23 protein-coding genes and 2 pseudogenes are annotated in these 22,366 nt (G+C 70.5%); 8 read left to right on the top strand and 17 right to left on the bottom strand.

Annotated elements, in window-relative coordinates:
- The first annotated feature begins 108 nt into the window (after positions 1 to 108).
- Together ACZ4UU_RS16700 and ACZ4UU_RS16695 are read left to right on the top strand one after the other, a co-directional pair.
- The gene (locus ACZ4UU_RS16700; protein WP_468040494.1) at positions 109 to 648 is read left to right on the top strand and encodes a hypothetical protein; all 540 of its coding nucleotides are present in this window, start codon (positions 109 to 111) and stop codon (positions 646 to 648) included.
- 22 nt (positions 649 to 670) lie between these two features.
- On the top strand, positions 671 to 3,217 hold the full coding sequence (locus ACZ4UU_RS16695; protein WP_468040493.1) for an immunoglobulin I-set domain protein: 2,547 nt from the start codon (positions 671 to 673) through the stop codon (positions 3,215 to 3,217).
- Here the strand turns inward: ACZ4UU_RS16695 and ACZ4UU_RS16690 are convergent.
- The 4 genes from ACZ4UU_RS16690 to ACZ4UU_RS16675 form a co-directional block, all read right to left on the bottom strand.
- The gene (locus tag ACZ4UU_RS16690) at positions 3,210 to 3,959 is read right to left on the bottom strand and encodes a class I SAM-dependent methyltransferase (protein WP_468040491.1); all 750 of its coding nucleotides are present in this window, start codon (positions 3,957 to 3,959) and stop codon (positions 3,210 to 3,212) included. The genes ACZ4UU_RS16695 and ACZ4UU_RS16690 overlap by 8 nt on opposite strands.
- A gap of 152 nt (positions 3,960 to 4,111) precedes the next feature.
- Positions 4,112 to 6,568, bottom strand: a complete 2,457-nt coding sequence (locus ACZ4UU_RS16685) for an ATP-binding SpoIIE family protein phosphatase (protein ID WP_468040489.1) — start codon at positions 6,566 to 6,568, stop codon at positions 4,112 to 4,114.
- A gap of 186 nt (positions 6,569 to 6,754) precedes the next feature.
- Positions 6,755 to 9,139 carry an MFS transporter gene (locus tag ACZ4UU_RS16680; protein WP_468040487.1) on the bottom strand — a complete coding sequence of 795 codons (2,385 nt, stop codon included), beginning with the start codon at positions 9,137 to 9,139 and terminating at the stop codon, positions 6,755 to 6,757.
- A gap of 146 nt (positions 9,140 to 9,285) precedes the next feature.
- Positions 9,286 to 9,729, bottom strand: a complete 444-nt coding sequence (locus ACZ4UU_RS16675; RefSeq protein ID WP_468040486.1) for an SRPBCC family protein — start codon at positions 9,727 to 9,729, stop codon at positions 9,286 to 9,288.
- Positions 9,730 to 9,922: 193 nt separating this feature from the next.
- Here ACZ4UU_RS16675 and ACZ4UU_RS16670 point away from each other — a divergent pair.
- The 3 genes and pseudogenes from ACZ4UU_RS16670 to ACZ4UU_RS16660 all read left to right on the top strand — a co-directional run.
- A pseudogene (locus ACZ4UU_RS16670) lies at positions 9,923 to 10,150 on the top strand (Rv2578c family radical SAM protein); the annotation flags it as partial.
- 35 nt (positions 10,151 to 10,185) lie between these two features.
- Entirely contained in the window at positions 10,186 to 10,398 is a 213-nt protein-coding gene (locus ACZ4UU_RS16665; RefSeq protein WP_468040484.1) for a hypothetical protein, read from the top strand.
- A 247-nt stretch (positions 10,399 to 10,645) separates the two neighbouring features.
- Complete coding sequence (locus tag ACZ4UU_RS16660; RefSeq protein WP_468040483.1) at positions 10,646 to 10,879, top strand: GntR family transcriptional regulator; 234 nt, start codon at positions 10,646 to 10,648, stop codon at positions 10,877 to 10,879.
- Between the two features lie 65 nt (positions 10,880 to 10,944).
- Here ACZ4UU_RS16660 and ACZ4UU_RS16655 read toward each other — a convergent pair whose 3' ends face one another.
- From ACZ4UU_RS16655 to ACZ4UU_RS16640, 4 genes are all read right to left on the bottom strand, one after another.
- Positions 10,945 to 12,078 (bottom strand): methyltransferase domain-containing protein, encoded by a 1,134-nt coding sequence (locus tag ACZ4UU_RS16655; protein WP_468040481.1) that lies wholly within the window; start codon positions 12,076 to 12,078, stop codon positions 10,945 to 10,947.
- A complete protein-coding gene (locus ACZ4UU_RS16650) occupies positions 12,075 to 12,962 on the bottom strand; it encodes a radical SAM/SPASM domain-containing protein (RefSeq protein WP_468040480.1) in 888 nt (295 codons plus the stop codon). Before ACZ4UU_RS16650 ends, ACZ4UU_RS16655 begins: the two co-directional genes overlap by 4 nt.
- A gap of 242 nt (positions 12,963 to 13,204) precedes the next feature.
- Positions 13,205 to 13,396: a hypothetical protein gene (locus ACZ4UU_RS16645; RefSeq protein WP_468040478.1), complete on the bottom strand. Its 192-nt coding sequence runs from the start codon at positions 13,394 to 13,396 to the stop codon at positions 13,205 to 13,207.
- On the bottom strand, positions 13,396 to 13,668 hold the full coding sequence (locus tag ACZ4UU_RS16640; RefSeq protein ID WP_468040477.1) for a hypothetical protein: 273 nt from the start codon (positions 13,666 to 13,668) through the stop codon (positions 13,396 to 13,398). The genes ACZ4UU_RS16645 and ACZ4UU_RS16640 overlap by 1 nt, the downstream gene beginning before the upstream one ends.
- A gap of 200 nt (positions 13,669 to 13,868) precedes the next feature.
- Here ACZ4UU_RS16640 and ACZ4UU_RS16635 point away from each other — a divergent pair, with 200 nt between their 5' ends.
- From ACZ4UU_RS16635 to ACZ4UU_RS16625, 3 genes are all read left to right on the top strand, one after another.
- Complete coding sequence (locus tag ACZ4UU_RS16635) at positions 13,869 to 15,317, top strand: helix-turn-helix domain-containing protein (RefSeq protein ID WP_468040476.1); 1,449 nt, start codon at positions 13,869 to 13,871, stop codon at positions 15,315 to 15,317.
- Positions 15,318 to 15,326: 9 nt separating this feature from the next.
- Entirely contained in the window at positions 15,327 to 15,812 is a 486-nt protein-coding gene (locus ACZ4UU_RS16630; RefSeq protein WP_468040475.1) for a hypothetical protein, read from the top strand.
- Positions 15,813 to 16,016: 204 nt separating this feature from the next.
- The gene (locus tag ACZ4UU_RS16625) at positions 16,017 to 16,229 is read left to right on the top strand and encodes a hypothetical protein (protein WP_468040474.1); all 213 of its coding nucleotides are present in this window, start codon (positions 16,017 to 16,019) and stop codon (positions 16,227 to 16,229) included.
- 100 nt (positions 16,230 to 16,329) lie between these two features.
- Here ACZ4UU_RS16625 and ACZ4UU_RS16620 read toward each other — a convergent pair whose 3' ends face one another.
- The 9 genes and pseudogenes from ACZ4UU_RS16620 to ACZ4UU_RS16580 form a co-directional block, all read right to left on the bottom strand.
- Positions 16,330 to 16,623: a hypothetical protein gene (locus tag ACZ4UU_RS16620; protein ID WP_468040472.1), complete on the bottom strand. Its 294-nt coding sequence runs from the start codon at positions 16,621 to 16,623 to the stop codon at positions 16,330 to 16,332.
- Positions 16,620 to 16,808 carry a hypothetical protein gene (locus ACZ4UU_RS16615; RefSeq protein WP_468040470.1) on the bottom strand — a complete coding sequence of 63 codons (189 nt, stop codon included), beginning with the start codon at positions 16,806 to 16,808 and terminating at the stop codon, positions 16,620 to 16,622. The genes ACZ4UU_RS16620 and ACZ4UU_RS16615 overlap by 4 nt, the downstream gene beginning before the upstream one ends.
- The gene (locus ACZ4UU_RS16610; RefSeq protein WP_468040468.1) at positions 16,805 to 17,632 is read right to left on the bottom strand and encodes an N-acetylmuramoyl-L-alanine amidase; all 828 of its coding nucleotides are present in this window, start codon (positions 17,630 to 17,632) and stop codon (positions 16,805 to 16,807) included. Before ACZ4UU_RS16610 ends, ACZ4UU_RS16615 begins: the two co-directional genes overlap by 4 nt.
- Position 17,633: 1 nt before the next feature.
- Positions 17,634 to 17,828, bottom strand: coding sequence for a hypothetical protein (locus ACZ4UU_RS16605; protein ID WP_468040466.1), 195 nt, complete (start codon positions 17,826 to 17,828; stop codon positions 17,634 to 17,636).
- Complete coding sequence (locus ACZ4UU_RS16600) at positions 17,828 to 18,109, bottom strand: hypothetical protein (protein WP_468040464.1); 282 nt, start codon at positions 18,107 to 18,109, stop codon at positions 17,828 to 17,830. The genes ACZ4UU_RS16605 and ACZ4UU_RS16600 overlap by 1 nt, the downstream gene beginning before the upstream one ends.
- A gap of 343 nt (positions 18,110 to 18,452) precedes the next feature.
- Positions 18,453 to 18,911 (bottom strand): hypothetical protein, encoded by a 459-nt coding sequence (locus ACZ4UU_RS16595; protein ID WP_468041112.1) that lies wholly within the window; start codon positions 18,909 to 18,911, stop codon positions 18,453 to 18,455.
- Positions 18,912 to 19,206: 295 nt separating this feature from the next.
- Positions 19,207 to 20,031, bottom strand: a pseudogene (locus ACZ4UU_RS16590) (glycosyl hydrolase family 28-related protein); the annotation flags it as partial.
- Between the two features lie 226 nt (positions 20,032 to 20,257).
- Positions 20,258 to 21,196 (bottom strand): hypothetical protein, encoded by a 939-nt coding sequence (locus ACZ4UU_RS16585; RefSeq protein ID WP_468040463.1) that lies wholly within the window; start codon positions 21,194 to 21,196, stop codon positions 20,258 to 20,260.
- Positions 21,197 to 21,198: 2 nt separating this feature from the next.
- Positions 21,199 to 22,353 (bottom strand): siphovirus ReqiPepy6 Gp37-like family protein, encoded by a 1,155-nt coding sequence (locus ACZ4UU_RS16580; RefSeq protein ID WP_468040461.1) that lies wholly within the window; start codon positions 22,351 to 22,353, stop codon positions 21,199 to 21,201.
- Positions 22,354 to 22,366 lie beyond the last annotated feature (13 nt).

Raw genomic sequence — 22,366 nt, 5'->3', positions numbered from 1 at the left:
AATAGATACAGGGCAGTTGAACCCGATTGCCATCCGTTGACAAACACCCGCGCCCCATACTTAGGTTTGCCTTACCTAACATCCGATGAGAAAGGCCCGAAGCCGACCATGAGATCCATCCCCTCCCCCCGCACCGCCGCCCGCGCCGCGCTCGCCGTGGCCGCCTCCGCCGCCCTGACCCTGGGAATGGCCACCTCGGCCTCCGCCGCCACCTCGACCCGCACGGTCACCGACGGCGGCACGACGTACAACCTGTCGCTCACCTCGCCCGGCACGGCCGCCGCCGCGGGCCAGGTCATCACCGTCTCCGGGTCGGGCTACAACACGAGCCAGGGCGTCTACGTCAGCCTGTGCGTGGTCGACGGGGCGCAGGGCGCCAACAAGCCCACCCCGTGTCTGGGCGGCCAGGACGAGGACGGCTCCACCGGTGCCTCGCACTGGGTCAACAACACCTTCGGCGGCTTGTTCGCCAACAGCTCCAAGTTCGGCACGGGCGGCACCTTCAGCGTGCAGATCTACGTCAAGGCCACCCTCGACGACGGCAGCGTCTGCGGCCAGGACGTCGAGTGCGCCGTCGTGACGCGCGCGGACCACTTCGACAGCGAGGACCGCAAGTACGACGTCCACGTCCCGATCACCTTCCAGTGACGGTGTGACGGGAGGAAACCCCATGCAGCACAGACGACCGGCGGCGCTCCTCGGCGCCGCCGCGCTCGTGGCCGCCTCCACGGCCCTCGGTACGGCAGCGCAGGCCTCCGACACACCGAGGACCGCCCTCGGCAAGGACGGCCAGAAACTCACCGTCTCCGCCTCCGCGGGCCTCGACCCGGCCGGTGAGGAACTCCGCGTCACCGGTTCCGGCTACGACGCGGCCAAGGCCGTCTACGTCGCCCTGTGCAAGGACAACGGCGACAACCGCGTCCCCACCCCGTGCCTCGGCGGCGCCGACGAGAGCGGCACGGGCAGCTCGTCGCAGTGGATCGTCCCCGAGGGCGACGAGTACGCGGGCGACCTGGCCGTGCACTGGGGCCAGGACGGCACCTTCGACGTCCGGATCGACGTCAAGGCCAGGGACAACAGCCTCGACTGCACCAAGGTCACCTGCTCGGTCGTCACCCGCGTCGACCACCGCAACCCCGGCGACCGCTCCCAGGACGTCCGCATCCCCGTCACCTTCGAGGGCCAGGATCCCGGCGACGGGGGCGACGGCGGAGACGGCGTGGACGTGCCGCCGGGCACGGTCGGCTATGCCAAGGGCGCCGAGTTCACCACCGCGGGCCGCCCGCTGGACCTGTTGCTGCACCCTGACTCCGGGAAACTGTACGTCGGTTCGGACAACATCCCCGACACCGCGGACGTCTCCGAGCAGGGCCTCTACGCCCTGGACCCGAAGGACGGCAGGCTCCTCAGCCACATCCAGCAGGCCCCGGGCGCCAACGGCGCGCTCGCCAACCGCGTCGTCCGCTGGATCGCCGCCCCGCTGACCGGCGACGGCGTCGCCTTCCATTACCCCCTGCGCGGTCTGGGCACCGCGAAGGACGGGGACACGGCCGCGAAGGGCGTGTGGCTGGGCGGCGGCTCGGTCACCGGCGTCCGCCCCGGCAGCGACGCGTCCACCACGCTGGTCGCCCAGGGCGCCGTACTCTCCGAGGTCGAGACCGCCACGGGCACGGTCAAAAGGACCGCCGCTCTGGAGGGCGGAGGCGTCCTCGGCGTGGACGCCGCGCGCGGCACCGCCTGGTCGGCGGACCCCGCGGGCGGCAAGCTGTACCGCGTCGACACCGCCTCCCTCACCGTCACCGCCGCCGTCGAACTCCCGGCGTCGGCCGTCTACTTCGTGGAGCCGGACCCGGCCACCGGCAACGTGTGGGTGGGCAGCTCCTACGACGTGCTCGTCCTCGACAAGGACGGCAAGCAGCTGGCCGAGCTGACCGGCAAGGACCGGGCCACGGCGATGGCCTTCGACAGGGCCACCGGCGAGGCGTTCGTCCTGCGCGAGGACTGGGGCACCGCCGACGACGGCGCGGACAACGTCGGCGCCCTGGAGGTCTACGACAGCGCCACGGCCGAGCGTGCGGCCGAGCCCGTCGCGCTGCCCGGCAACCGCGCCGGCGCCTACGCGGGCGTCGCCGTGGCCCCCGGCGCCGGCTCCGTCTACGTCACCAACCAGGCCGAGAGCAAGGTCGTCAAGCTCGACCGCCGGGTCTCCCCGAAGATCGTCCAGTCCCCCACCGACCAGTCCGCCGCGCCCGGCGACAAGGTCACCCTCGTCGCCTCCGCCGAGGGCTCACCCGAGCCCACCGTGCGCTGGCAGATCAGCCCCGACGACGGCCAGACCTGGACCGCGGTCGAGGGCGCGACGCAGAACGCCTACTCCTTCACCGTGAAGGCGGCGCAGGACGGCTACCGCTACCGCGCCGAGTTCACCAACTCGGCCGGCACGACCCGCACTTCGCCGATCACCCTCACCGTGCCGGACTCCGGGGACGGCGACGACGGCGGCAGCGACGGAGGCGACGACGGCCAGGACGCCGAGCCGTCCGGCAGCAAGACCGTCACGGGCCCCGACGGCCAGAAGCTCACTGTCACCCCGGTCAACCACCTGGCCACCGAGAACCAGATCCTCAAGGTCACCGGCTCCGGCTACGACACGAAGAAGGGCATCTACGTCGCCCTGTGCGTCGACAACGGCGCCGGCGAACTGCCCACGCCCTGCGTCGGCGGCGTCGACATGACCGGCGGCTCCCACTCCTCGGCGTGGATCTCCTCCGACCCACCCGACTACGGCGAGGATTTGGCGGTCCCTTACGGCACGGGCGGCACCTTCGAGGTCGAGCTGACCGTGGACGCCAAGGACGACTACACGGACTGCTTCAAGGCCACCTGCGTCCTGGCCACCCGCAACGACCACACCCTCTCCGGCGACCGCTCCCAGGACGTCAAGGTCCCGGTCAGCTTCGTCGGGCAGGACCCCGTGGACACCGACGACGACAGCGGCACCGGTGGCACGGCCGGCACCGGCGGCACCGGCACGGGCTCGACCGACGGCGGCACCGGCGACGGCGGCACGGCTTCCTCCACGGGCGGCACCGGCACCTCAACCGCGGGCGGCAGCCTCGCCTCCACCGGCGTCACGGTGCTCTCCGTCGCCGCCGTCTCGGCCCTGCTGCTCGCCGCGGGCTGGGCGGCGTACCGAAAGGGGCGTACGGTCAACTGATCCGCCCAGGCGGCCGGTTGACCGCCCGGCCGGCCACCACCCACTTCGACGGCAGTTCGATCCGCGTGCCGTCGGGCCCGTACTCCGTGGTGATCAGCGGGAGTTCGCCGCTCGCGAGGACGGTGAGCCCGGCGGCGCGCAGATACTCGGGCACCGACTCGTCGGCCACCTCGCCCGGGGCGATGCCGTGCCGGAAGATGGGGGCGAGCTTGGGTGGCGGACCCGACGGGCTCTGCGCCAGGCCCATGAGGACGGGCTTGGCGGCCTCGGAGAGTTCGACGAGGAAGGCCCGGCCGCGCTCGCCGACCAGCGTGGCGATCCCGTCCACCATCGACTGCCGGTCGTCGGGCTCGGCCTGGTGCAGGACGCCCCGCATATAGACGTTGGCGTCGCCGAGTTCGGCGTGCAGCGTCTCGGCCTCGGTCTTCTCCACGGCGTCGAACAGCCGGTACGTGGCCTGTCCCGCGGGGTCGGCCCGGCGGGCGTGGTCGAGCGCCGCGGCGGACAGGTCGGCGCCGACCAGGCGGGGGAAGCGTTCGGCGAGGAAACGGGTCTGGGTGCCGTTGCCGCAGCCCAGGTCCACCATCGCGAGGCCCGGATCGATGAGGTGTGCCTCGAAGAGGGCCACATGGCGGCCCGCGGTCAGCGCCGGCTCCGCGTCCCAGAACACCGCCCCCCGCTCCTCGGGGGCTTCACGCCAGAAGCCCTCCCAGGCCTCCCGGTATCGACTCGTCACGCTCATGTCCGACTCCCCAGGTTGCGATGCCGACCCGCCGTGAAGTGACGGGCGAGTACGGTTTATCGCGGCCTGGTTTCGGCCACAAGCGCACGGCGCATACCTTCACTCCGCATTCGAGACCCCTTACGCCGTCGTACGCCCTCAGGGGCGTCGTCTCAGCGGCGCGGGAGCGTGAGTTCGAACCAGACGGCCTTGCCGGTGCTCGTACGGCTCGTGCCCCACTCGCGGGCGAGCACGCTCACGACGCGCAGCCCGCGCCCGGACTCGTCGGCGGGTCCGGCGTTGAGCAGGGTCGGCAGGTCGTGGTCGTCGTCGTCCACCTCGCACAGCAGCGTGTCACCGCGGACGAGGCGCAGTTCGACGGGGCGGCTGTGGGAGTGCCGCAGGGCGTTGGTGACGAGTTCGCTGACCATCAGCTCGGCACTGTCTGCCAGCCTCTCCAGGCCCCAGTCGTGCAGCTGTTCCCGGACGACGGCACGGGCCCGGCCGACCTCCACCGGGTCGAGGGCGAGCCGCCACTCGGCGACGTCCTGCGGTGCGATGCCGTTGAGCCGGGCCATGAGCAGGGCGACGTCGTCCTTGCGGCCACCGCGAGTGTTGAGGGCGCGGATGATGGTGTCGCAGGCGTCGTCCATGGAGGCGGCCGGGTGGGCCGCGGACTCGCAGAGGGTCGCGAGGCCGACACCGATGTCCTCGCCGCGCACCTCGACCAGTCCGTCGGTGCACATCACGAGCCGGTCGCCGGGCTCCACGCGCACGCGTACCGCCTCGAACGGCACTCCGCCGACGCCGATCGGCGCTCCCGTGGGCAGGTCGAGCAGCTCGCTGTGCCCGCCGTCGGCGCGGACCAGGACGGGCGGGATATGACCGGCGTTGGCGATGTGGAGTTCGCCGGCGATGGGGTCGTAGACGGCGTAGAGGCAGGTCGCCAGGTAGGTGTCGCCGAGGCGCTGGGCGAGGTCGTCGAGGTTGCGCAGCAGCCGGGCGGGCGGCAGGTCCAGGGCGGCCATGGTCTGCACGGCCGTACGCAACTGGCCCATCATGGCGGCCGAGTTCAGGCCGTGGCCCATGACGTCGCCGACGACGAGGGCGGTGCGGGCGCCGGGCAGTTTGACGGAGTCGAACCAGTCGCCGCCGACGCGGCCGAGGAGAGTGCCGGGCAGATAGCGGGTGGCGATGTCGCAGCCCGCCATGCGCGGCGGGATGTGCGGCAGCATGCTGTCCTGGAGGGTCTCGGCGACGCTCTCCTGGTACGTGTACATGCGCGCGTTGTCGAGCACGAGGCCCGCGCGGGCGGCGAGTTCGGCGCCGGTCACACGGTCCATGTCGTTGAAGACGGGCCGTTCGGGGTGGCGCAGCAGGATCATGAAACCGAGGACGACGTCACGGGCCTTGAGCGGCACGACCAGCATGGAACGGCCGGTGATGAGCGGCCGGATGTCACGCTTCTCGAACTGGGAGGCGATGGCATGGCCCATCTCCTCGCTGATGCGTGGCACGAGCACGGGATCGCCGGTGGTCATGCACTGGAAGAACGGCGTGTGCGCCGGAAAGGGCATGGCCTCGCCGACCGGCACGACGTCGTCCCAGCGGCCGGGTTCGTCGGTGTGCTCGACGGCGACCCGGTGCCACATGGTGGTCGTGTCCGGCACGCCCTCGGGGAACCCCTCACCGGCGACGACCTGTTCGCGCAGATAGGTGCCGGCGACGTCGGTGAAGCGGGGCACGACGGCCTTGCTGACCTCGATGATGGTCCGCGACAGATCGAGGGAGGTGCCGATGCGGCCGCTGACCTCGTTGAGGAACTCCAGCCGTTCGCGTACGGCCGCGTATTCGAGGTCCTCTGCTTCGTCGGGGTCGTCCGGCGCCGACGGAAGGCCCTGCGCGGCGGCTCTGGCGGCCCGCTCCCGGCGTGCCCTGCGCTCCACGCGCCGGGGCACGCCCCAGTCGGGCGTGACGGGCACCCGGTCGTACTGGCTGAACTCCAGGACCGGATAGCCGAGTTCGAGGATCTGGCCGACGATGCGGGCGCTTTCGTCGACGCTCATGCTGGGCAGGATCTCGGGGAGCCTGCCGGCGAGTTCCTCGGCGCCTGGGAAGTCGGTGTGCAGGGCGAACCCGGGGGCGACGCGCTCGTAGCCGGTGTCCCCGTGGCGGTCCTCCCCGTGCCGCTCCCGGTCGTCCTGCTGCAGCCGGCCGACGTCGGCGCCGAGCACGAGCAGCCGCTCCGGACCGGGCCCCACCAGCGGGTAGGCCCACCACAGCACGTCGACGCGATCCCTCTCGGGCACGGTGAGCCGGGCGCGGCCGGCCGCCGGGTAGTACAGCCGCCCGTCGAGGGACGATTCGAGATCGTGGCCGAGACCGTCGTAGGCCGCGTAGGCGCCGTACGGCGAGACGTCGTCGTCCTCGGGCAGGGCTCCGGAGACGGGCAGCAGGTCGACGGCCGGGTGTCCGATCGCCTCTTCCTTGGCGGCGCCGAACAGACGGCGTGCGCCGGAGCTCCAGTGCGAGACGAGGCCTTGGCGGTCGACCACGACCACGGCCAGCGGGATGCGTCCGGACGCGGCTTGTTCCGCCACCGTGCCGTCCGTCTCGGTGCCACGGTTCATGGCCAAGGCCCTCTCTCCCCAAGGCTCCGCAAGATCTGCGCGCCCACACCACCGTACGGCTCCCGGTCGAGGCGATGTGCCGCAATACGGGAATTGATGAGACGGGTTCACGTCGGTCCGCGCCTCGTGCGACGGGCCTGTCCGCGCGGCATCCGTGCAGGACAGGCCCGGGTCCCGGTCGTCGGCTCAGTCCTCGTGCCCGAGCTGAAGATCACGTTCCGTACGGCCCCCTCCGGCGACCTGGAGGACGGTGGCGACCGGCGGGTAACCCGTGGCGATGACCGTGTACTCGCCGGTGGCCAGGTCGACGAACCGGAAGGTGCCGTCCGGTCCGGTGGTGAGGGTGTCCATGACGTTGCCGGCGGCGTCGAGGAGGGTCACGCGCGCGTCCTCGACGGGGCGCCCGCCGCCCGCCCGCACGGTGCCGCGCAGCAGGGCGCCGCCGGCGAGTTCGATGTCCTGTCGGGTCTCCCGTGCCGCCTTGACGGTGACGGGGACGGCTGCCGGGCGCAACGCGGACGCGCTCGCGGCGAGGGTGTACTCGCCGGCGACGAGTTCGGTGATGACGTAGCCGCCCTCGCTCCCGCTGCGGGTGGTGGCGACGACCTCGCCGTGCACGTTGGTGAGGGTGACGGTGGCGTCCACGGGAGTGCCGTCCGGGGTGAGCACCCGGCCGGCGAGACGCCCCGCGCCACCGAGGACGATGTCCAGTTCGACGGGGCCGTCCCCGACGGTCACGGAGACGGCCTGCGGCTGGTGGCCGCCCGCCGCCGCGATCATGACGTACGACCCCGGACCCGGCGTCGCCAGCGCGTACCGCCCGTCCTCGCCGCTCGCGCCGCGCCCGACCTGCTGCCCGGTGATGTCGATGAGGGTGAGCGCCGCGTGGCGGACGAACGTCCCGTCGGGGTGCTGCACCGTGCCACGGACGGGGACTTCGGCGGCGTACTGCGAACGGGCCTGCGGAATCGAGGGGTTCACCGGCGCCGCGTCCGTCTCCGGGGCCGGGGCGTTGTGGGACACCAGGGGTTTCTCCTTGAGGAAGAAGGCGATGAGCAGACCGAGGACGAGTACCGGCACGAGGTGGAGGAAGATCCTCGGCATGGCGTCGGCGTAGGCCTGGATGTAGTCGTCGCGCAGCGCGGAGGGCAAGGTGTGGACGAGCTGCGGGGTGATGGACTCGGGGTCGGGCAGCTCGGCGCCCGCGCGCGTGGGCAGCCGTTCGGCCAGTGCGTCGGCGAGCCGGTCGGCGAAGAGGGTGCCGAAGATCGCGGCGCCGACGCTGCCGCCGATCTGCCGGAAGTAGTTGTTGGCGCTGGTGGCGGTGCCGAGGTCGGTGGGGCGCACGGAGTTCTGCACGGCGAGGATCAGGACCGGCATCACCATGCCGATTCCGGCGCCGAGTACGGCCATCCAGAGGCTGTAGTGCAGCCGGGGCGTGTCCACTTCGAGGCGGGACAGCAGCCACATGCCCACGGCCGAGAGCGCGCTGCCTAGCACGGTGTAGATCTTGTAGCGGCCGGTGAGGCTGATGAGTTGGCCGCAGACGATGGAGGCGCCGACGATGCCGCCCATCATGGGCAGCATCAGCAGGCCCGACTCGGTGGCCGTGGCGCCGTCGACCATCTGGAGGTAGGTCGGCAGATAGCTGGCGGCGCCGAACAGAGCGACGCCGATCACCAGGCCGACGAGTCCGGTGACGTTGAAGACGGAGTCCCTGAACAGCCTGAGCGGGATGAGGGGTTCGGCGGCGTGGTGCTCGGCGACGAGGAAGAGGACGGCGGCGAGGGCCGCTCCGGCGCCGAGGCCGAGGATGACGCGGGAGTCCCAGGCGTACTCGGTGCCGCCCCAACTGGTCAGCAGGACCAGGCAGGTGGAGGCGGCGGCGAGCAGCAGGGCGCCGACGACGTCGAGCCTGGCCTTCGCCTTCGGCTTGGGCAGCTTCAGTACGACGGCGACGACGGCCAGGGTGACCAGGCCGAAGGGGACGTTGATGTAGAAGCACCAGCGCCAGGAGAGGTGGTCCGTGAAGTAGCCGCCCAGCAGGGGCCCGGCGACCGAGGCGAGGCCGAACGCGGCGCCGATCAGCCCCATGAAGCGGCCGCGCTCCCGGGCCGGCACGATGTCCGCGATGATCGCCTGGACGCCGATCATGAGCCCACCGGCGCCGACGCCCTGGACCGCGCGGTAGGCGATCAGCTGGTCCATGGTCTCGGCCCGGCCGGCGAGCGCGGAGCCGATGACGAACACGACGATCGCGAACTGGAAGACGCCCTTGCGGCCGAGGAGGTCGCCGAGCTTGCCGTAGACCGGCAGTCCGACGGTGGCGGTGAGCAGGTAGGCGGTGATCGCCCAGGACATCCTGTCCAGGCCGTGCAGCTCGCCGACGATCTTCGGCAGCGCGGTGGCGACGATCATCTGCTCCAGCGCGGCCAGCAGCAGCGCGAGCATCAGCCCGCAGAAGACCAGACGCACCCGGCGCGGGCTCAGTCGGGGCTCGGCGTCCTGGGGCGGAGCCGGTGGAGGAGGTGCGGTGACGGTCTCGTCCTGCACCAAAGTCGCGCCGCCCACGGACCGCTCCCCTCGCCGTACCTGCTCACATTTCCCGCATTAGGCGACAACTACGAGCAAGCACGGCGAGTTACGGTGCCGTCCCGGACACGACCGAGATCCACCCGAACCGGTGAGAAGGCCAAGAGCCCCCGCACACGGGGGACTTACTTCTCGACCTCGGCGGCGAGGTTGGCGAGCAGCGCGTCGTAGATACGGCCGAGGCCCTTGGGGGCGAAAGTCTTCTCGAAGAAGCCGCCGATGCCGCCGGCGCCCTGCCAGGTGGAGGTGACGACGACCCGGGACTTGCCCTCGCCGGCCGGGGTGACCCGCCAGGTGGTGACCATGGAGGAGTTGCGGTCCTTCTCGACGAGCTCGCCGTCGGTGGGCTCGCTGACCTCCAGGAGGCAGTCGCGCACGCGCTTGCTGGTGGCCTGGAGCTTCCAGTGCACGAGGGTGCCCTCGCCGTCGCCGCCCTCGCGCACCTCGTACTCGCTGAAGTGCTCGGGCAGGACCTTCTGCCGCGTGCCGCTGTAGTCGGCGAGGGCGTCGAACACCTTCTCCGCGTCCGCCGCGACGACCCGCTCCGTAGTGGCCTCGACCTGCGCCATTGACTTCCTCCAGGACCTGATTTCTCGGGGGTTGGAGCAAGCCAACCACCCCGCCGCCACAGCGCCCAAATCGGGGTCCCTATCAGCTCACGGAAGCGGTCGCACAGTGATCGAAAACGAAGCGGGGAGATAGGTCGCACGATCAAGGGAACATGTGTTCTATTCTGAGGCTCAGTGCTACCGAGGAGGCACCATGCGCTGGGAGAACCTCACCCTGGAGTCCGATCACAGCCGGGCCGACTCCGCGCTGTTCGGCGCGGACGCCGTGGTCACCCGCACCTTCGACACGCCCGAGTTCGCCGGGATCACGTTCCATGAGATCCGGGCCCGCTCGATCGTCAACCGGGTGCCGGGCGCCTCGCGCATGCCCTTCGAGTGGACCGTCAACCCCTACCGGGGCTGCTCGCACGCGTGCGTGTACTTCATTCGATGACTCTATTCATCCGGGGAGGTTCGATGATCAGCACACCGCACGCCCACGGGGCCTGGAAGGGCATGGCGAGGTCGATCCCCGCCGAGACAGATGATGCGCCCCCTACGCCGAGCCAGGCCGGGAACGCCGCCTACAGAGCGCTGCTCCAAGGCGCCGAAGCAGGCCCCGCCGGAATCGCCGTAGCGCCGTGGCTGCTGCTGCGAGACCGGACAGCGAGCCGCACCGGCGGCCGGTGAACCCCCGCCGCGCGGCAAGTCCGCAAGCCTGCTGCGCGGCGGGCCTCCGGTCGGCTGGAGCACACGCAAAGACCCGCCCCGTCAGAGGCTTGCGGACCTCCGACGGGGCGGGCGTCTATGGGAGCCTTCCCCGACTTGGCTGGATCTCGTCGGGACTGGCTTGCCTTCACCTTACACATAGCGTGCTATGGCGTACTAGGTACCCTGTATCTCGCCTGATGTGCCGTGGCGCGCCTAGCCTCTCCCGGTGATCGACTTCGCCCCCGATGTGCCGCGCTGGCGCCAGGTGTACGAGGTGATCCGTCAGCGCATCGCCGACGGCACCTACCCGCCGCGCTCCCGCGTCCCCTCAGTAGTCCAGTTGCAGCAGGAGTTCGGGATCGCCGGGGCGACCGGGCAGAAGGTTCACCGCCAGCTGCGGGAGGACGGCTTGATCTACACCGAGCCCGGCCTCGGAAGCTTCGTCGCACAGGGCAACTAGCCCACGAGGGAGGCCCCGCCCATCGGCCACGGGGGACCCAGACGAGCGGGGCCGATCAGGGGCCCTCAGAGCACGGCACGCCACTGTCCGCGAGCCAGTCGGGTCTGCCCCTCGGGAGTGATGAGCACGCGTGCGCCGCGGACCGGCAGTTCGCCGTGATGGAGCCAGTAGGAGCGGACACCATCGAGGATCTCCCACAGGCGGCGCGGGCCGCCCTGGTGGACCGTCGTGCTCCCGTGGTCGGTGGTCGTGGCGCGCGCCCATGAGCCGTCGGCGTGTGCCATGACTGCGGTGCGCTGCTCCCCGTGCTCGTGGTAGGCGTGCTCGATGCCCGGTGCCGTGATGCCGAGCATGGAGTCGAGATCCCATGCGTTGGCGACGTCGACGGCCGGGTACGGGCTGGTGGTCACGTCCTCGCCGTCCATGTCGTGCGCGGTCGCGAGCAGCCCGGAGGCAGCGGGTGGGTAGTCGTCGCCGTGCCGGGCGTGCATGAAGGCGGCACGGTCCCATTCCACACGGCCCACGGCGCTGCCGTCCGGCCGCTTCTCGGCGGTCACGAGCAGCGACGTACCTGCAACCGTGGTGACCAGGCGCCCTCCGACACATAGGGCGGTCAGCCAGCTCTCCGGGACGCTCCGCACGGCGACGGTGGCGACGATGCGATCAAACTTGCCCGCGCGGGCCGGGAGCGGCCCGGTCGCGTCGACCGTCTCAACGGTCGGGCGCAGGCCGACCAGTTCGAGGCGATCGCGGGCGGCCTCCACGAGGTAGGGGTCAACGTCCACGCTCGTCACTGCGGCGTCGCCGAGCTCCTGTGCGGCGAGCGCTGCCCCGTACCCGCTGCCGGTGCCGACGTCCAGCAGCTCGTCGCCGTCGTCGATCTGGGCATGTTCGAGCATGCGCACCACGAGGCTGGGCAGCGTCGCCGAGGACGTCGGCCTCCCTGTCGGGTGGTCGTCGGGCTTGGCGAGGTCCGCGTGCATGCCCCCGACCCGGGTGATCATTGAGCGATCGTCGTAGGCGGCAGCGAACCAGTCGGTGTCGGTGAGCGGTTCGCGCAGCGTCCACTGGCCGTCGTCAGTCTCCCACCACTGCGGCACGAAGAGATGCCGGGGTGTACGCGTCACGGGCCCGCGCCAGCGGGAGGTGCGGTGCGTGACGCGGTCGGCCAGTTGTGTGGCGTGGTCTTCCCACTTCACGCGGTCACTCCGAGGCTCAGGGTGGGGGCCGGGGCGTAGTACGCAGGATCGCATGCCTCGGTACTGGCCGGGTCGCAGTCGTTGGAGTCGTCCGGACCGCAGGCCATACGGGGCAGCGGCACGGCGTCGGTGAGCTGCTGCCACCGGCCGCTGTTCAGGATGTCGGCGAGGGGGCGCTCGCGGACGTTCCCCGCGACCAGGAACCGCGACAGGATGCAGCCGGACACCTGCCCGTCCGGGTCGACGGACACGCGGTAGCGGAAGCAGTTGCCGCACAGCTCGGAGGTGCTCGGGGCGGGCGTGCCGGGGTCGGCGGCGCGGCCGACCTTCCTGACCCGGTCGACCTTGATGCTCTTCACGCCCAGGCGCCGCAGCTCGTCCTGCGCCTGGGCGACGCGCTGGTTCTCTAGGACTTCGACGATGCCAACCCGTAGCGGGATGCCCAGCCGCACTGCCTCGGCGATGTTCTCGCGGGTGCGCCGGTAGCTGCCTGGCCCGTTGGTGATCTGTTCGTGCTGCTCGGCCTGGTCGCTGTAGTAGCTGGTGGCCAGGCACACGCCGGGCTTCTGGAAGGCATCCCACAGCTGGGGCCGGATGTGCGTGAGGTTGGAGTACACCTCCACCTTCAGGCCGAGGGCGAGGGCGTGGTCGATGTACAACGGCAGGTACGGCGTGAGCGTCGGCTCACCACCGATGAACTGCACAGCAGGGATGCCGAGTTCGGCAATGTCCGTAATGACTGTCAGCCAGTCCGCGGACCTCATGGTCCCGGCAGACGCCTTCGGGCCGGAGCTCGTGCAACAGTGCCCGCACTTCAGCTGGCAGCGGCCAGTGATTTCCAGCTCTACTGAGCGGATCCCTGCTACGGCTGTCGGAGTGGTCATGTTTCTCCTTCGTTGGGAGAGCGCCGCCCGGTGCTCACCTGGACTGATCGGGCACCGGGGGCGGGAGTTCTGGAACCCGCCCCGCCGGAGGCTTGCGGTCCTCCGACGAGGCGGGCGTTTGGGATGCGACGCTGCCCCGGTGGTCGCCGCGGTGGTGTGTCAGGAAGGCGTCCGCGCCAGGACCAGGGCGAGGACGGGCGCGGTCACGGCCGCCACGTACAGCAGGAGACCGACGGCTGCGGTCACGACGCGGGCCTGTTCCATCGGTGGCAGGTGCAGCCACAGCGGCGTTGGAGCAGGATGCCGCGCGAGTGAGGGAGCGGGATGTCCTTGATCCGGCGGCAGTGGCCGTGCAGATCCGCGTAGTCGGGGCGCTGCGCGAGCCTGCACTCCGCGGACAGGGGCGCCTCGGTCGCGGACGTTGTCACCGCCATCAGCACTCACCTCTGGAGCGGGCGTTGGCCAGAGCCACACCCGCTCTGAGCGCCTCTTCGTCGGTAGCTCGGCGCAGGCTGCCCGGCTTGGCGTCCCACTCGACGCCACCACCAATGGGGCGGAGCTGGACGTACGGGCCGATGAACCCCAGCACCTTGCCGAACTTCTTCGTCGCAGTGTCCTCGACGGTGTCCCTGAGTCGGGGCTCGTAGGGACCTTGCTCCCTGGTGTCCTCTTCGTCAGCCGGTGGCGGGGCTGTACCGTTCATCATGTCGACGCTCCCTGATGGGTTTGAGCGTTGACCACTCCCGGGGCCGTTCGCGCGGTCGCCGGGTTTGATCGTCATGCATCGAGGGTCGTCGCTTGCGTGCATTCCGGGGATGACCGTCCGGTGTTACCGAGGCGGTAATACACTCGTTGTCGGTTCGAACGGCGCGATGAAGCGCATACGATCACACCGGAGTTGGCCCCATGGATGCCACCACCCCCGGCCCGCTCGCTCCCGATGTCCTCGTACGCGAGGACGTCACGCGAGCCTTGGCGGAGCACGACTTCTCTGCTGCCTTCTCACTGATCAAGAAGTGGGGCGGCCTGTCGCAGAACCGCATCGCGGCGGCCTGCCAGCTCACCCCCGGTAAAGTCTCCACGATCATCAGCGGCCAGCAGCAGGTCACGTCCTTCGAGGTGATCTGCCGTATCGCCGACGGGCTGCGTATCCCCGGACGCATGGTCGGTCTCGCCGACCGGCCCTGGGAGAGACAGCCCGACGCCCCCGATCCACCAGCTCCGCCAGCTTCACGGACGCCTGACGATGACGCCTCCTGGGAACCCGTCGCAACCGTAGGTCTGGCTGCGAACTTAACCCGGAGCGATCTCGTGATGGACCGCCGCGCAGCCACGCGCGCTCTCGCCAGCGCAGCCCTGACCGGGGGCGCCCTGCTTGACTCACTCGAAGGCTGGCTCCAGCCCAGCCCAGCCGCCGGCACCGCGCGCCGCCGCGGCCGCGTCGGTCAGCGGGAAGTCGGCGAGCTGGAGACGACAGCGCGCGCCTTTCGCGCCTGGGACCACAAGTTCGGCGGAGGCCTGCGACGCAAGGCCGTCGTAGGACAGCTCAACGAGGTGGCCGGCCATCTCGAAGAGCATCAGGCACCCGCCGTCGAGCGAGGCCTCTTCCAGGTGATGGCCCATCTCAGCGGCACCGCCGCAACGATGGCCTGGGACTCCGGGCTCCAGAAGAAGGCCCAGTCTTACTACCTGCTGGCCCTTCGTGCGGCTCACGCCGGCGGCGACGCGGCCTTCGGAGCGAACGTACTGGCTGGGATGGCTCGCCAGATGCTGTACACCGACCGCCCTCAGGACGCCCTCGAACTCGTGCACCTGGCGCAGAAGGGTGTGGGCAAGGCGGCAGGGGCGCGAGTACGTGCCATGCTCCACACTCGCGAGGCCTGGGCGTACGCGGCCATGGGCCGGGGCGCCGCATTCCGCCGGGCCACGAACGAGGCCACCGACGCTCTCGCCGACGCGACCCCTGGTGAAGACCCCTACTGGATTGCCTACTTCGACGAGGCCGAGCTCGCCGGCGTCACCGGCGGCCGCCTGCTCGACTTGGCCCGCACCGACCCGCAGCAACACGCCGAGCCTGCGGCCGAGAGCATCCGCGGTGCCCTGGCCACCCGAGGCACCGAGGCAGGCCGCAGCCACGCCCTAGACCTCATCGGCCTCGCCGAGTGCCACTTCCTCATGGGCGACGTGACCGGCGCCGTCGAGCAGACACACCGTGCCGTCGGCGCAGCCGCTCGCACCCAGTCCAACCGGGTGCGAGCCCAGCTGGGGCAGCTCTACCCGTACACGGTGGGACGGTCGGCGTCGCGTACGGTCAGCGAAGCGCGGGCGATGATCCGCGATTTGCTGTCGAGTTGAAGGAGCGCAGTGACCACGATCGCCGTCACCGGGCACATGGACCTGACGGAGGACAGCGTCCCCCTTGTCCGCGACGCCCTGCGGGAGATGCTGAGGCCGTACGCCGACGACCTGACCGGTGTCTCGTGCATCGCGAAGGGATCTGACTCCCTCTTCGCCGAAGCCGTGCTGGAACTGGGCGGCCGGCTCGTCGTCGTACTCCCGTCGAAGGACTACCGGCAGGCCAAGGTGAAGCCCGACCACGTAGAGACCTTCGACCGGCTCTTGGCTGCCGCGGCCGAAGTCGTGGTCCTGGACCACGAGACGGCGAACAGGTCGGCCTACGAGGACGCCAACGGGACGCTGCTGAAGCGCGCTGAGCGGCTGGTCGCAGTGTGGAACGGCTCGCCCCCAAGCCCCAAGGGCGGCGGTACGGCCGACACCGTCCTGGAAGCGCGTGAGGCCGGTCTGCCTGTCGATGTCGTCTGGCCGGACGGGGCTGCGCGCCGGGCCTGAGCAAGGTTGAGCCCCTGCTGCTCGGGAGCCAGCAGGGGCAGCCCACCGCCCCCGGGAGATGCCGGTCCCGTGAGGGGGGCACCGGTGAGGCGATGGGACGACCACAATGCGCCACTCTGACCGGAGTCGGCAATACCCCGGATGCCATCTGTCTGCGACGGCCTCGCGGATGCGGGTCCGACCGGTTCGGGTGATCCTGGGGCCATGCCCGCGCCACGACCCGTGATCGTGTATCCGCCCGACGAGGACGGCGGCCGCCGCGTGCGGATCGACGGCGAGATCTTCGGCCGGGCCTTCAGCCCTCGGGATGTCACCGAGTTCCTCCGCCGCGCCGGACTGGAGGACTGGGACCAGGTGGATGTGGCCACCTCAGACCTCATCGAGTGGCGCGGCGCAGGCTCTGAGGTATGGAACTAGCGAGGCCGGCGTGTCCAGGCATGCCGAAAGACCCCCCGCCACCCGAAGGCGGCGGGGGATCAGTAGTGGACCTGTCGGCGTCTGAAGAAGGCGGACCGGATCAGTTGAGGAACAGTGCGATCACCGCAGCGACGACACCCGCCACGGTGGCGAGGGCTCCGATCTGCGCGAGGGGCCAGCGGCCCTTCTTCAGCTCGTTGACCTCGGTGCGGAGCTCGTCGAGCTCCTTTTCCATGTCGGCCTTCAGCTGGCGGAGGTCGGCATCGGTCCGGGTGGTTCTCTCGACAAGGATGTTCAGGGTGCCCTTGATGCTCTCCAGCCCCGTGTTCAGCTCCCCTCGTAGCTGCGCGAGTTCGACCGCCACATTGGTCTGGGGGTCCGGGACGGTCGTCACGCCGAGTCCTTCGGCTCCTGCCGGTTCGGCACCTTCCAGACGACCCCGAGAGCGCCGAGCGTGAGCAGCGCTGCGGTGACGCCCTCTGCCTGGGTGACGACGCCGTCCTGCATCGCGGTCCCGAGGGATCCGGCGCCGGCCATGACTGCGGCGACGACCGCCTTGGCGTAGCGGGATACCTTCACCTCTGGGCTCCCTTCACCAGGGCCGTGAGGTCGGCGACGGCTCGGGTCAGCGCGTCCAGTTGAGCTCTGAGGGTGTCGTAGTGCGCGTCCCCGTGTTCGAGGTAGTCCTCCGCCGCGATCTGCCGCGGGTTGCCTTCGCCGTCCAGGCGGAACTGGTTGGAGATGCGGCGTCGCCAGACGGCGTCGGCGATCTCCTGTGCGCTGGGCATGTCGTCCTCCTGCTCCTGCTGGGTCGTGGTGAGGCGGATGGCGACCCGGCTGCGCATCGATGCCATCGTGAAGCCGCGCGGGTCGGTCTTGCCGGGCTGCCATTCCAGGTGGCCGATCACGGAGCGTTCGGACCAGCCGTGGTGGTGGCAGATGGCTGCCGACACCCGCTCGATCGCCTCCAACTGCGCCTCAGGCCACGGGTCGCGGCCGTCGCCGAGGTTCTCGCACTCGAAGCCGTAGAAGTGCCGGTTGCCGTCGGTGTTGGCCTCGTTGTCCGGGGGCAGCGTCTTCTCGTCGATGACGGCGCGCAGCACGTCGTCGTCGCCGAGGCCGGCGTGGTTGGCGCGGCCGTGGCCGACGAGGTGAACGTGGCCCTGCTTGCAGATCACTCCGTGGCACAGCGGGCCGGGCAGACCCTCGTACCCCCGGCGGCACAGGTCCACCGTGTACTCGTGGCCGCGGGTCACCGTGTGGTGGATCATCACGCCGTGGACCGGGCCCCACGGGCCCCTGCTGTTGCGGTTGTGGTGCTCCCAGTCGCCGACTTCAACGACGGTGAGACCCTCGGCACGCAGGATGGCGACAAGCTCCGCCGGCGTCATCGGTGTGGCCACGTCAGTCCTCCGTTCGCGGCGAGCTCGTGATGGCCTTGAAGACGGCGGTCGCGGCAGCCGTCCACGCTTGCTGGATCGCGTAGCCGAGGTCATCCCAGTTGGGCATCGGCTCACCCCGGTAGTTCGTGCGGCCGGTCGCGTCGCCGTACGCGGCGTACGCGGTCTTGGCGAGCTCGGTGGGGTCGTGGCGGGCCATCAGTCGACCGGTGTGAAGTCGAGGTAGTACTGCTTGCCGGGCTCGAAGGAAACGGCCGGGTTGTCCACCTGGATCTTCAGCTCACCGGACGGCGTGTACTTGGCGTACCGCTGGTCCTCGGGGACCGTCGTGTCGTACACGGCGTTGAACCGGAAGGTACGTGGCCATGTCTTCTCGCCGGTGGGCTCCGGCTCACCGCTGCCGTAGCGCATCACCTCGACCGGCTCGGGAGTGGACTGCTCGACGCTGCGACACGTGAACTTCGCTCGTACGGTCGCCATGAAGGCTCCTCTCTTGTGGGCTGGTCAGCCCGCGATCAGGTGGTTGGCGAGCCAGGCACAGAACCCGGCGATGACGGCGACGCCGACCGGGCGCCACGGCCGGGCGGGCTTGATCCCGGCTACGCGGCGCAGCAGCTCGGAGGCGGTGTCGCCCTTGCGCTTGTTGGCGATAGAGAGGCCTTCGAGGACCGCGAACGAGCCCGCGGGAATGGCCCACAGCCACAGGGGGAAGTCCACGCCTTCGGCGGACAGAAGCGCGGTGAGCGTCGCTGCCGTGGGTGGTGCGGCCATGGCGACCTCCAGACATGCGAAGGCCCCGGCCGGGCGGCGCGGGGCAGGGACGTTACGCGGGTTCGAAGATCACGTATTCCACAGTGGAGGTGTCGCCCGCGTCGGAGCTGTTGATGGTGAAGCCGACCCCCGCGTTGCGGGTGTAGGACAGGTGGCCCAGGGTGCCGCCGGGGGCCTGGCGGGTGAGGACGATACGGCTGGTGGCGGTGACCGAGGTGTTGGCCACTACGACGGTCCCGGCCGTCAACGTCGCGACGCCCCATGCGGGCGTTGGCCCCTTCAGCGATGGCGACGCCACCGCCGGCGCTGCCGAGGTTGAGGGCGTTGGCGGTGTTGCCGAAGATCTGCCACTGGCCGTTGGACTGGCCGGCGTCGGTGACGGTGTACCCGGAGAAGGTCGCGTTGCCCGCTGCTCCCCACGGCTGGGCGAAGGCGTCGACGGGGGCGGCGGTGGTGCCGGTGCGCTCTCCGATGTTGGGGCCGCGGCGCAGGATGGTGTTGCCGCCGCCATCGGACCATCCTGCGGTGGCCGCGTGCAGGAAGCCGGAGGCGACGGACACGTAGGTGCAGTCCTCCACGCGCACGCCGTACTGCGGGGAGTTGGTCTGGGTGCCGTCGTCGTCGACGCCGGGATAGCAGGTGACGTTGCCGACCAGGACGGGCACGGTGGCGGCGTCGCATTTGAGGCCGGCGTATCCGCCTCCGCCCGCGCCGTTGTTGCGGCCGTCGCGGCGGGTGTGGAGGTTCTCGATCTGGATCGGCGGGTTCCCGGTCGCATCGACGAGAACACCGTTGAAGCCGTTGCGGTCCGTCGAGCAGTCGCCGAGGAGCATGCCGCCGGAGCCGGTGCCGGTGGCCCAGTCCCCGGTGATGTGGATGCCGTTGTTGTCGTTCCACTCGGCGCGGCAGCCGATCATCTGGGAGTTCGCGGCGTTGTTGATCTCGAAGCCGTTGGCGCCGTTGCCGATGGCCTGGCAGTCGACCATGGTGATGTCGGTCATCACCTGCACGGCGAAGCCGTGCCAGCCGCAGTTGTCGATCATCACGCGGTGCAGGCGCCAGCTGTAGGGGAAGAACCCGGCGTTCTCCGCGGTGTTGATGCCCGCGCCGGTGACCCGGCGGATCGTGACGTCTCGCAGGCCGACGTTCTGAATGTTGCCGGCGGCCCGGATCCCGTCCATGCCCGGGTCGGTGTAGTCCGACCCGTCGATCATGATGTTCAGGATCCGGTGCTCGGCGGAAATCGTCGAGTAGCCGCCCGTCGCAGCGTCGAGGAACTTGATGACCGCGTCCCCCACGAACGAGGCCAGCGGCTTGATGTAGCAGGGCGGATCGACGAGGTCGACCACAGTCATGAGGTTGGTGTGCGTGCCCATCAGCGTCACGGCGGGCGGGATCGTCAGGGGTGCCGAGGTGCGGTAGGCGCCGGCGGGCAGGTAGACGATGCCGCCCATCGGGCACGCGGCGAGCGCGGCCTGGATCGCCGCGGTGTCGTCGGTGGCGTTGTCGCCGCTGGCGCCGAAGTCCTTGACGTTCAGCCAGTCCCTCACCGACCCGGCGAGGGCGGACTCACTGCCGGTACTGCGGGCCTCGATCCACGCACGGCTGGTGCCTCCGGCATCCGCCCACATCCCGGTCACGGAGTCCGGGCCCTGGAATTCGGGGATCTGTCCGTACTCGTCGGCGGTCACCTCGGTGACGGGCACGCCGCCGGCGTCGAGCAGGTCGGTGTACTGGGTGCCTGCGTCGGCCTCGTCCCAGAAAGTGACCGTGGCCAGGGGGGCGACGCCCCACAGGCCGTCGGACGGCTGCACGATGAAGTCGGCGACGCCCGCGCCGAACGTGCTGCGTGCCATGTCAGTCCACCGCCCAGCTGATGCTCGTGGCGCCTACGCCGTCGCCGTTGGCCATGGTCGGGTGCTGAATCAGCCAGACCTGACCGGCCCGGACATGGTTCTTCGGGTAGATCGCGATGCGGCCGATGTTCAGCCCGGAGATGTAGACGGCCAGGTACTGGTCGCGGTTGGGGTGCCGGTAGTCCGCGGGGATGAGAATCGGCAGCCGGCTCTCCGTGGCGCCGGACAGCGACCCCCCGGTGCGGGTGAACGTGCCGGTGCGCAGGTGCACGCTGCCGGAGCGCTGTTGCAGGACCGAGTCACCGCCGCTGGACCAGGCGGCCAGCGGCGAGTTGACGATGATCTGGTCCGAGGCGCTGTAGACCAGCCCCCAGGAGGTACCGGACCAGACCCGCAGGCGCCCGGTGTCCGTCTCGTGGACCATCTCGCCGATGACCGGCATCGGGTTGCGCTGAGTGGACAACGCCGGACGGATACGGCCCCCGACGTACAGCTCCTCCCGGGTCACGGTGACCGACAGGGCCCCGGACAGGATGCTGACCTGGGCGAGGGGAATCTCATACACACCCGAGTCGCCGTCGTCCTGCACCAGAGCCGGGGCGCCCGCCCCCGGGGTTCCCTCGCGGACCACCGCGCTTACCGACCAGTCCGAGCGGTCCAGGCGCAGCACCACCCGGTCGATCCGTGTCGAGCCGGACGCGTTGGCGCTGACCGCGAGGTTCACCGCGGTCGTGCCGGACGTCCAGGCGTGGCCGCGCAGCGACGCATACACGTCCGCGCGCACGTCCACCGACAGCCCCGCGCCCGCGGTGACCACCGCTGCGCTCGACGGCGATCCGTAGACGCCGTCGTCGCTGAAACGCTGGGCGATCCGCTCGTACTCCGCGTCCGTGACGTTGCGGCTGTTGTGTGCCGGGGACGGCCAGGACCCCTGTGCCATCTCTACCTCGCTTCCAGTCGGCCCAGCCGTCGGCCGAGCTCTCGTATCAGCCGCACCATCTGCGGATCACTCGTTGCCTCGGGCGAGCCGACCAGTGATGTGACGTACTCGCCGCTGTCCGGGGTGGCCTGCAAATGGATGGACCGCACCAGGTCGGCCACCTCCAGGCCGGTCGGCAGGACGACGGTGACCTTGTCGCCGAGGCTGTAGTCGCGGCCGGCCTTGAGGTCTTCGGTGTCGACGGTGACCGTGGCGAGTTCCACCGGTTCCGCGCCGCCGGCGAGGGCCTCGGTGCCGTCCTGCGTGAGCTCGCCGTTGGTGTCGTTGTCGGCGGTGCCGTTGACGAGCTGCTCCACCCGCCACCAGGCGGTGGCCGCCGCAGCATCGGCGACCTCGACGTAGGCGCGCGGGGTGGCCTGGTCGGAGCCGGTGACGAGCGCGTGCGTCACCGTCGGCGCCGACCGCTTGAAAGTGACCGCGCGAAGGTTGCCGAGGCCCTCGGAGAAGCGGGCCGTCGCGGTGAGGTCCGCCGGCGCGTACACCTCGAACTCGATCTGAGTGGCCGTCTGCCGGGTGCGAAAGCCCAGCCCACCGCCGTCGATCGCCACCCTGCGGCAGGTCGTGAGCAGTCCCTCGAAGCGCGTGTTCACGCTCGTCGTCGTTCCCACCCCGGCGAGAGCGGCGAGAGCGAAGTTCGGGATCTGCCGCGCGGCCAGGGCGCCGGGCCCGCAGTTCTCGTCCACCAGAGTCCGGATGATGACCTCGGCGTTCGCGGCGAGGATCTGCCGGGCGGTGTCCGGCTGCGCCGACCAGGCGGACGCCGGATCGGGCCACGTCAGATATCCGGCCGGACGGGCGAGGTCGTCGGCGAAGTTGACGGTGACCTTGCCCGGGGGTGCCTCGCCGCCCTGGCCGATGCCCCACGCAAAGTCGGTCGGGATCTCCAGCGGGCCGGCCATCCAGATGTCGCCGTCCCGGACGACCATGAGCCGGTTACCGGGCTGCAGCTGGGCCATCACATAGGGGTGCGCGACCAGATCCACCGAGCCGGAGGCGGGCTCGTTGAAGCGCAGCGTGGCGTCCAGATTCGTCCAGTCGGCGAGCGGGTCGCCCTGCACGGCGAGGTTCTCGTCCGTGACGAGGAGCTGGATCGCCAACAGTCCACCTCCT

The sequence above is a fragment of the Streptomyces sp. NPDC028907 genome (assembly GCF_055564995.1).
Note: the sequence above shows the minus strand (reverse complement) of the source record. Positions and strands in the feature narration are given on the sequence as shown.

Excerpts from the sequence above, each read along its gene's own strand:
- ACZ4UU_RS16700 (WP_468040494.1), top strand. The coding sequence starts at position 109 with ATGAGATCCATCCCCTCCCCCCGCACCGCCGCCCGCGCCGCGCTCGCC.
- ACZ4UU_RS16695 (WP_468040493.1), top strand. The coding sequence starts at position 671 with ATGCAGCACAGACGACCGGCGGCGCTCCTCGGCGCCGCCGCGCTCGTG.
- ACZ4UU_RS16690 (WP_468040491.1), bottom strand. The coding sequence starts at position 3,959 with ATGAGCGTGACGAGTCGATACCGGGAGGCCTGGGAGGGCTTCTGGCGT.
- ACZ4UU_RS16685 (WP_468040489.1), bottom strand. The coding sequence starts at position 6,568 with ATGAACCGTGGCACCGAGACGGACGGCACGGTGGCGGAACAAGCCGCG.
- ACZ4UU_RS16675 (WP_468040486.1), bottom strand. The coding sequence starts at position 9,729 with ATGGCGCAGGTCGAGGCCACTACGGAGCGGGTCGTCGCGGCGGACGCG.
- ACZ4UU_RS16665 (WP_468040484.1), top strand. The coding sequence starts at position 10,186 with ATGATCAGCACACCGCACGCCCACGGGGCCTGGAAGGGCATGGCGAGG.
- ACZ4UU_RS16650 (WP_468040480.1), bottom strand. The coding sequence starts at position 12,962 with ATGACCACTCCGACAGCCGTAGCAGGGATCCGCTCAGTAGAGCTGGAA.
- ACZ4UU_RS16645 (WP_468040478.1), bottom strand. The coding sequence starts at position 13,396 with ATGGCGGTGACAACGTCCGCGACCGAGGCGCCCCTGTCCGCGGAGTGC.
- ACZ4UU_RS16640 (WP_468040477.1), bottom strand. The coding sequence starts at position 13,668 with ATGATGAACGGTACAGCCCCGCCACCGGCTGACGAAGAGGACACCAGG.
- ACZ4UU_RS16635 (WP_468040476.1), top strand. The coding sequence starts at position 13,869 with ATGGATGCCACCACCCCCGGCCCGCTCGCTCCCGATGTCCTCGTACGC.
- ACZ4UU_RS16625 (WP_468040474.1), top strand. The coding sequence starts at position 16,017 with ATGCCCGCGCCACGACCCGTGATCGTGTATCCGCCCGACGAGGACGGC.
- ACZ4UU_RS16605 (WP_468040466.1), bottom strand. The coding sequence starts at position 17,828 with ATGGCCCGCCACGACCCCACCGAGCTCGCCAAGACCGCGTACGCCGCG.
- ACZ4UU_RS16600 (WP_468040464.1), bottom strand. The coding sequence starts at position 18,109 with ATGGCGACCGTACGAGCGAAGTTCACGTGTCGCAGCGTCGAGCAGTCC.
- ACZ4UU_RS16595 (WP_468041112.1), bottom strand. The coding sequence starts at position 18,911 with ATGGCGGCGGCAACACCATCCTGCGCCGCGGCCCCAACATCGGAGAGC.
- ACZ4UU_RS16585 (WP_468040463.1), bottom strand. The coding sequence starts at position 21,196 with ATGGCACAGGGGTCCTGGCCGTCCCCGGCACACAACAGCCGCAACGTC.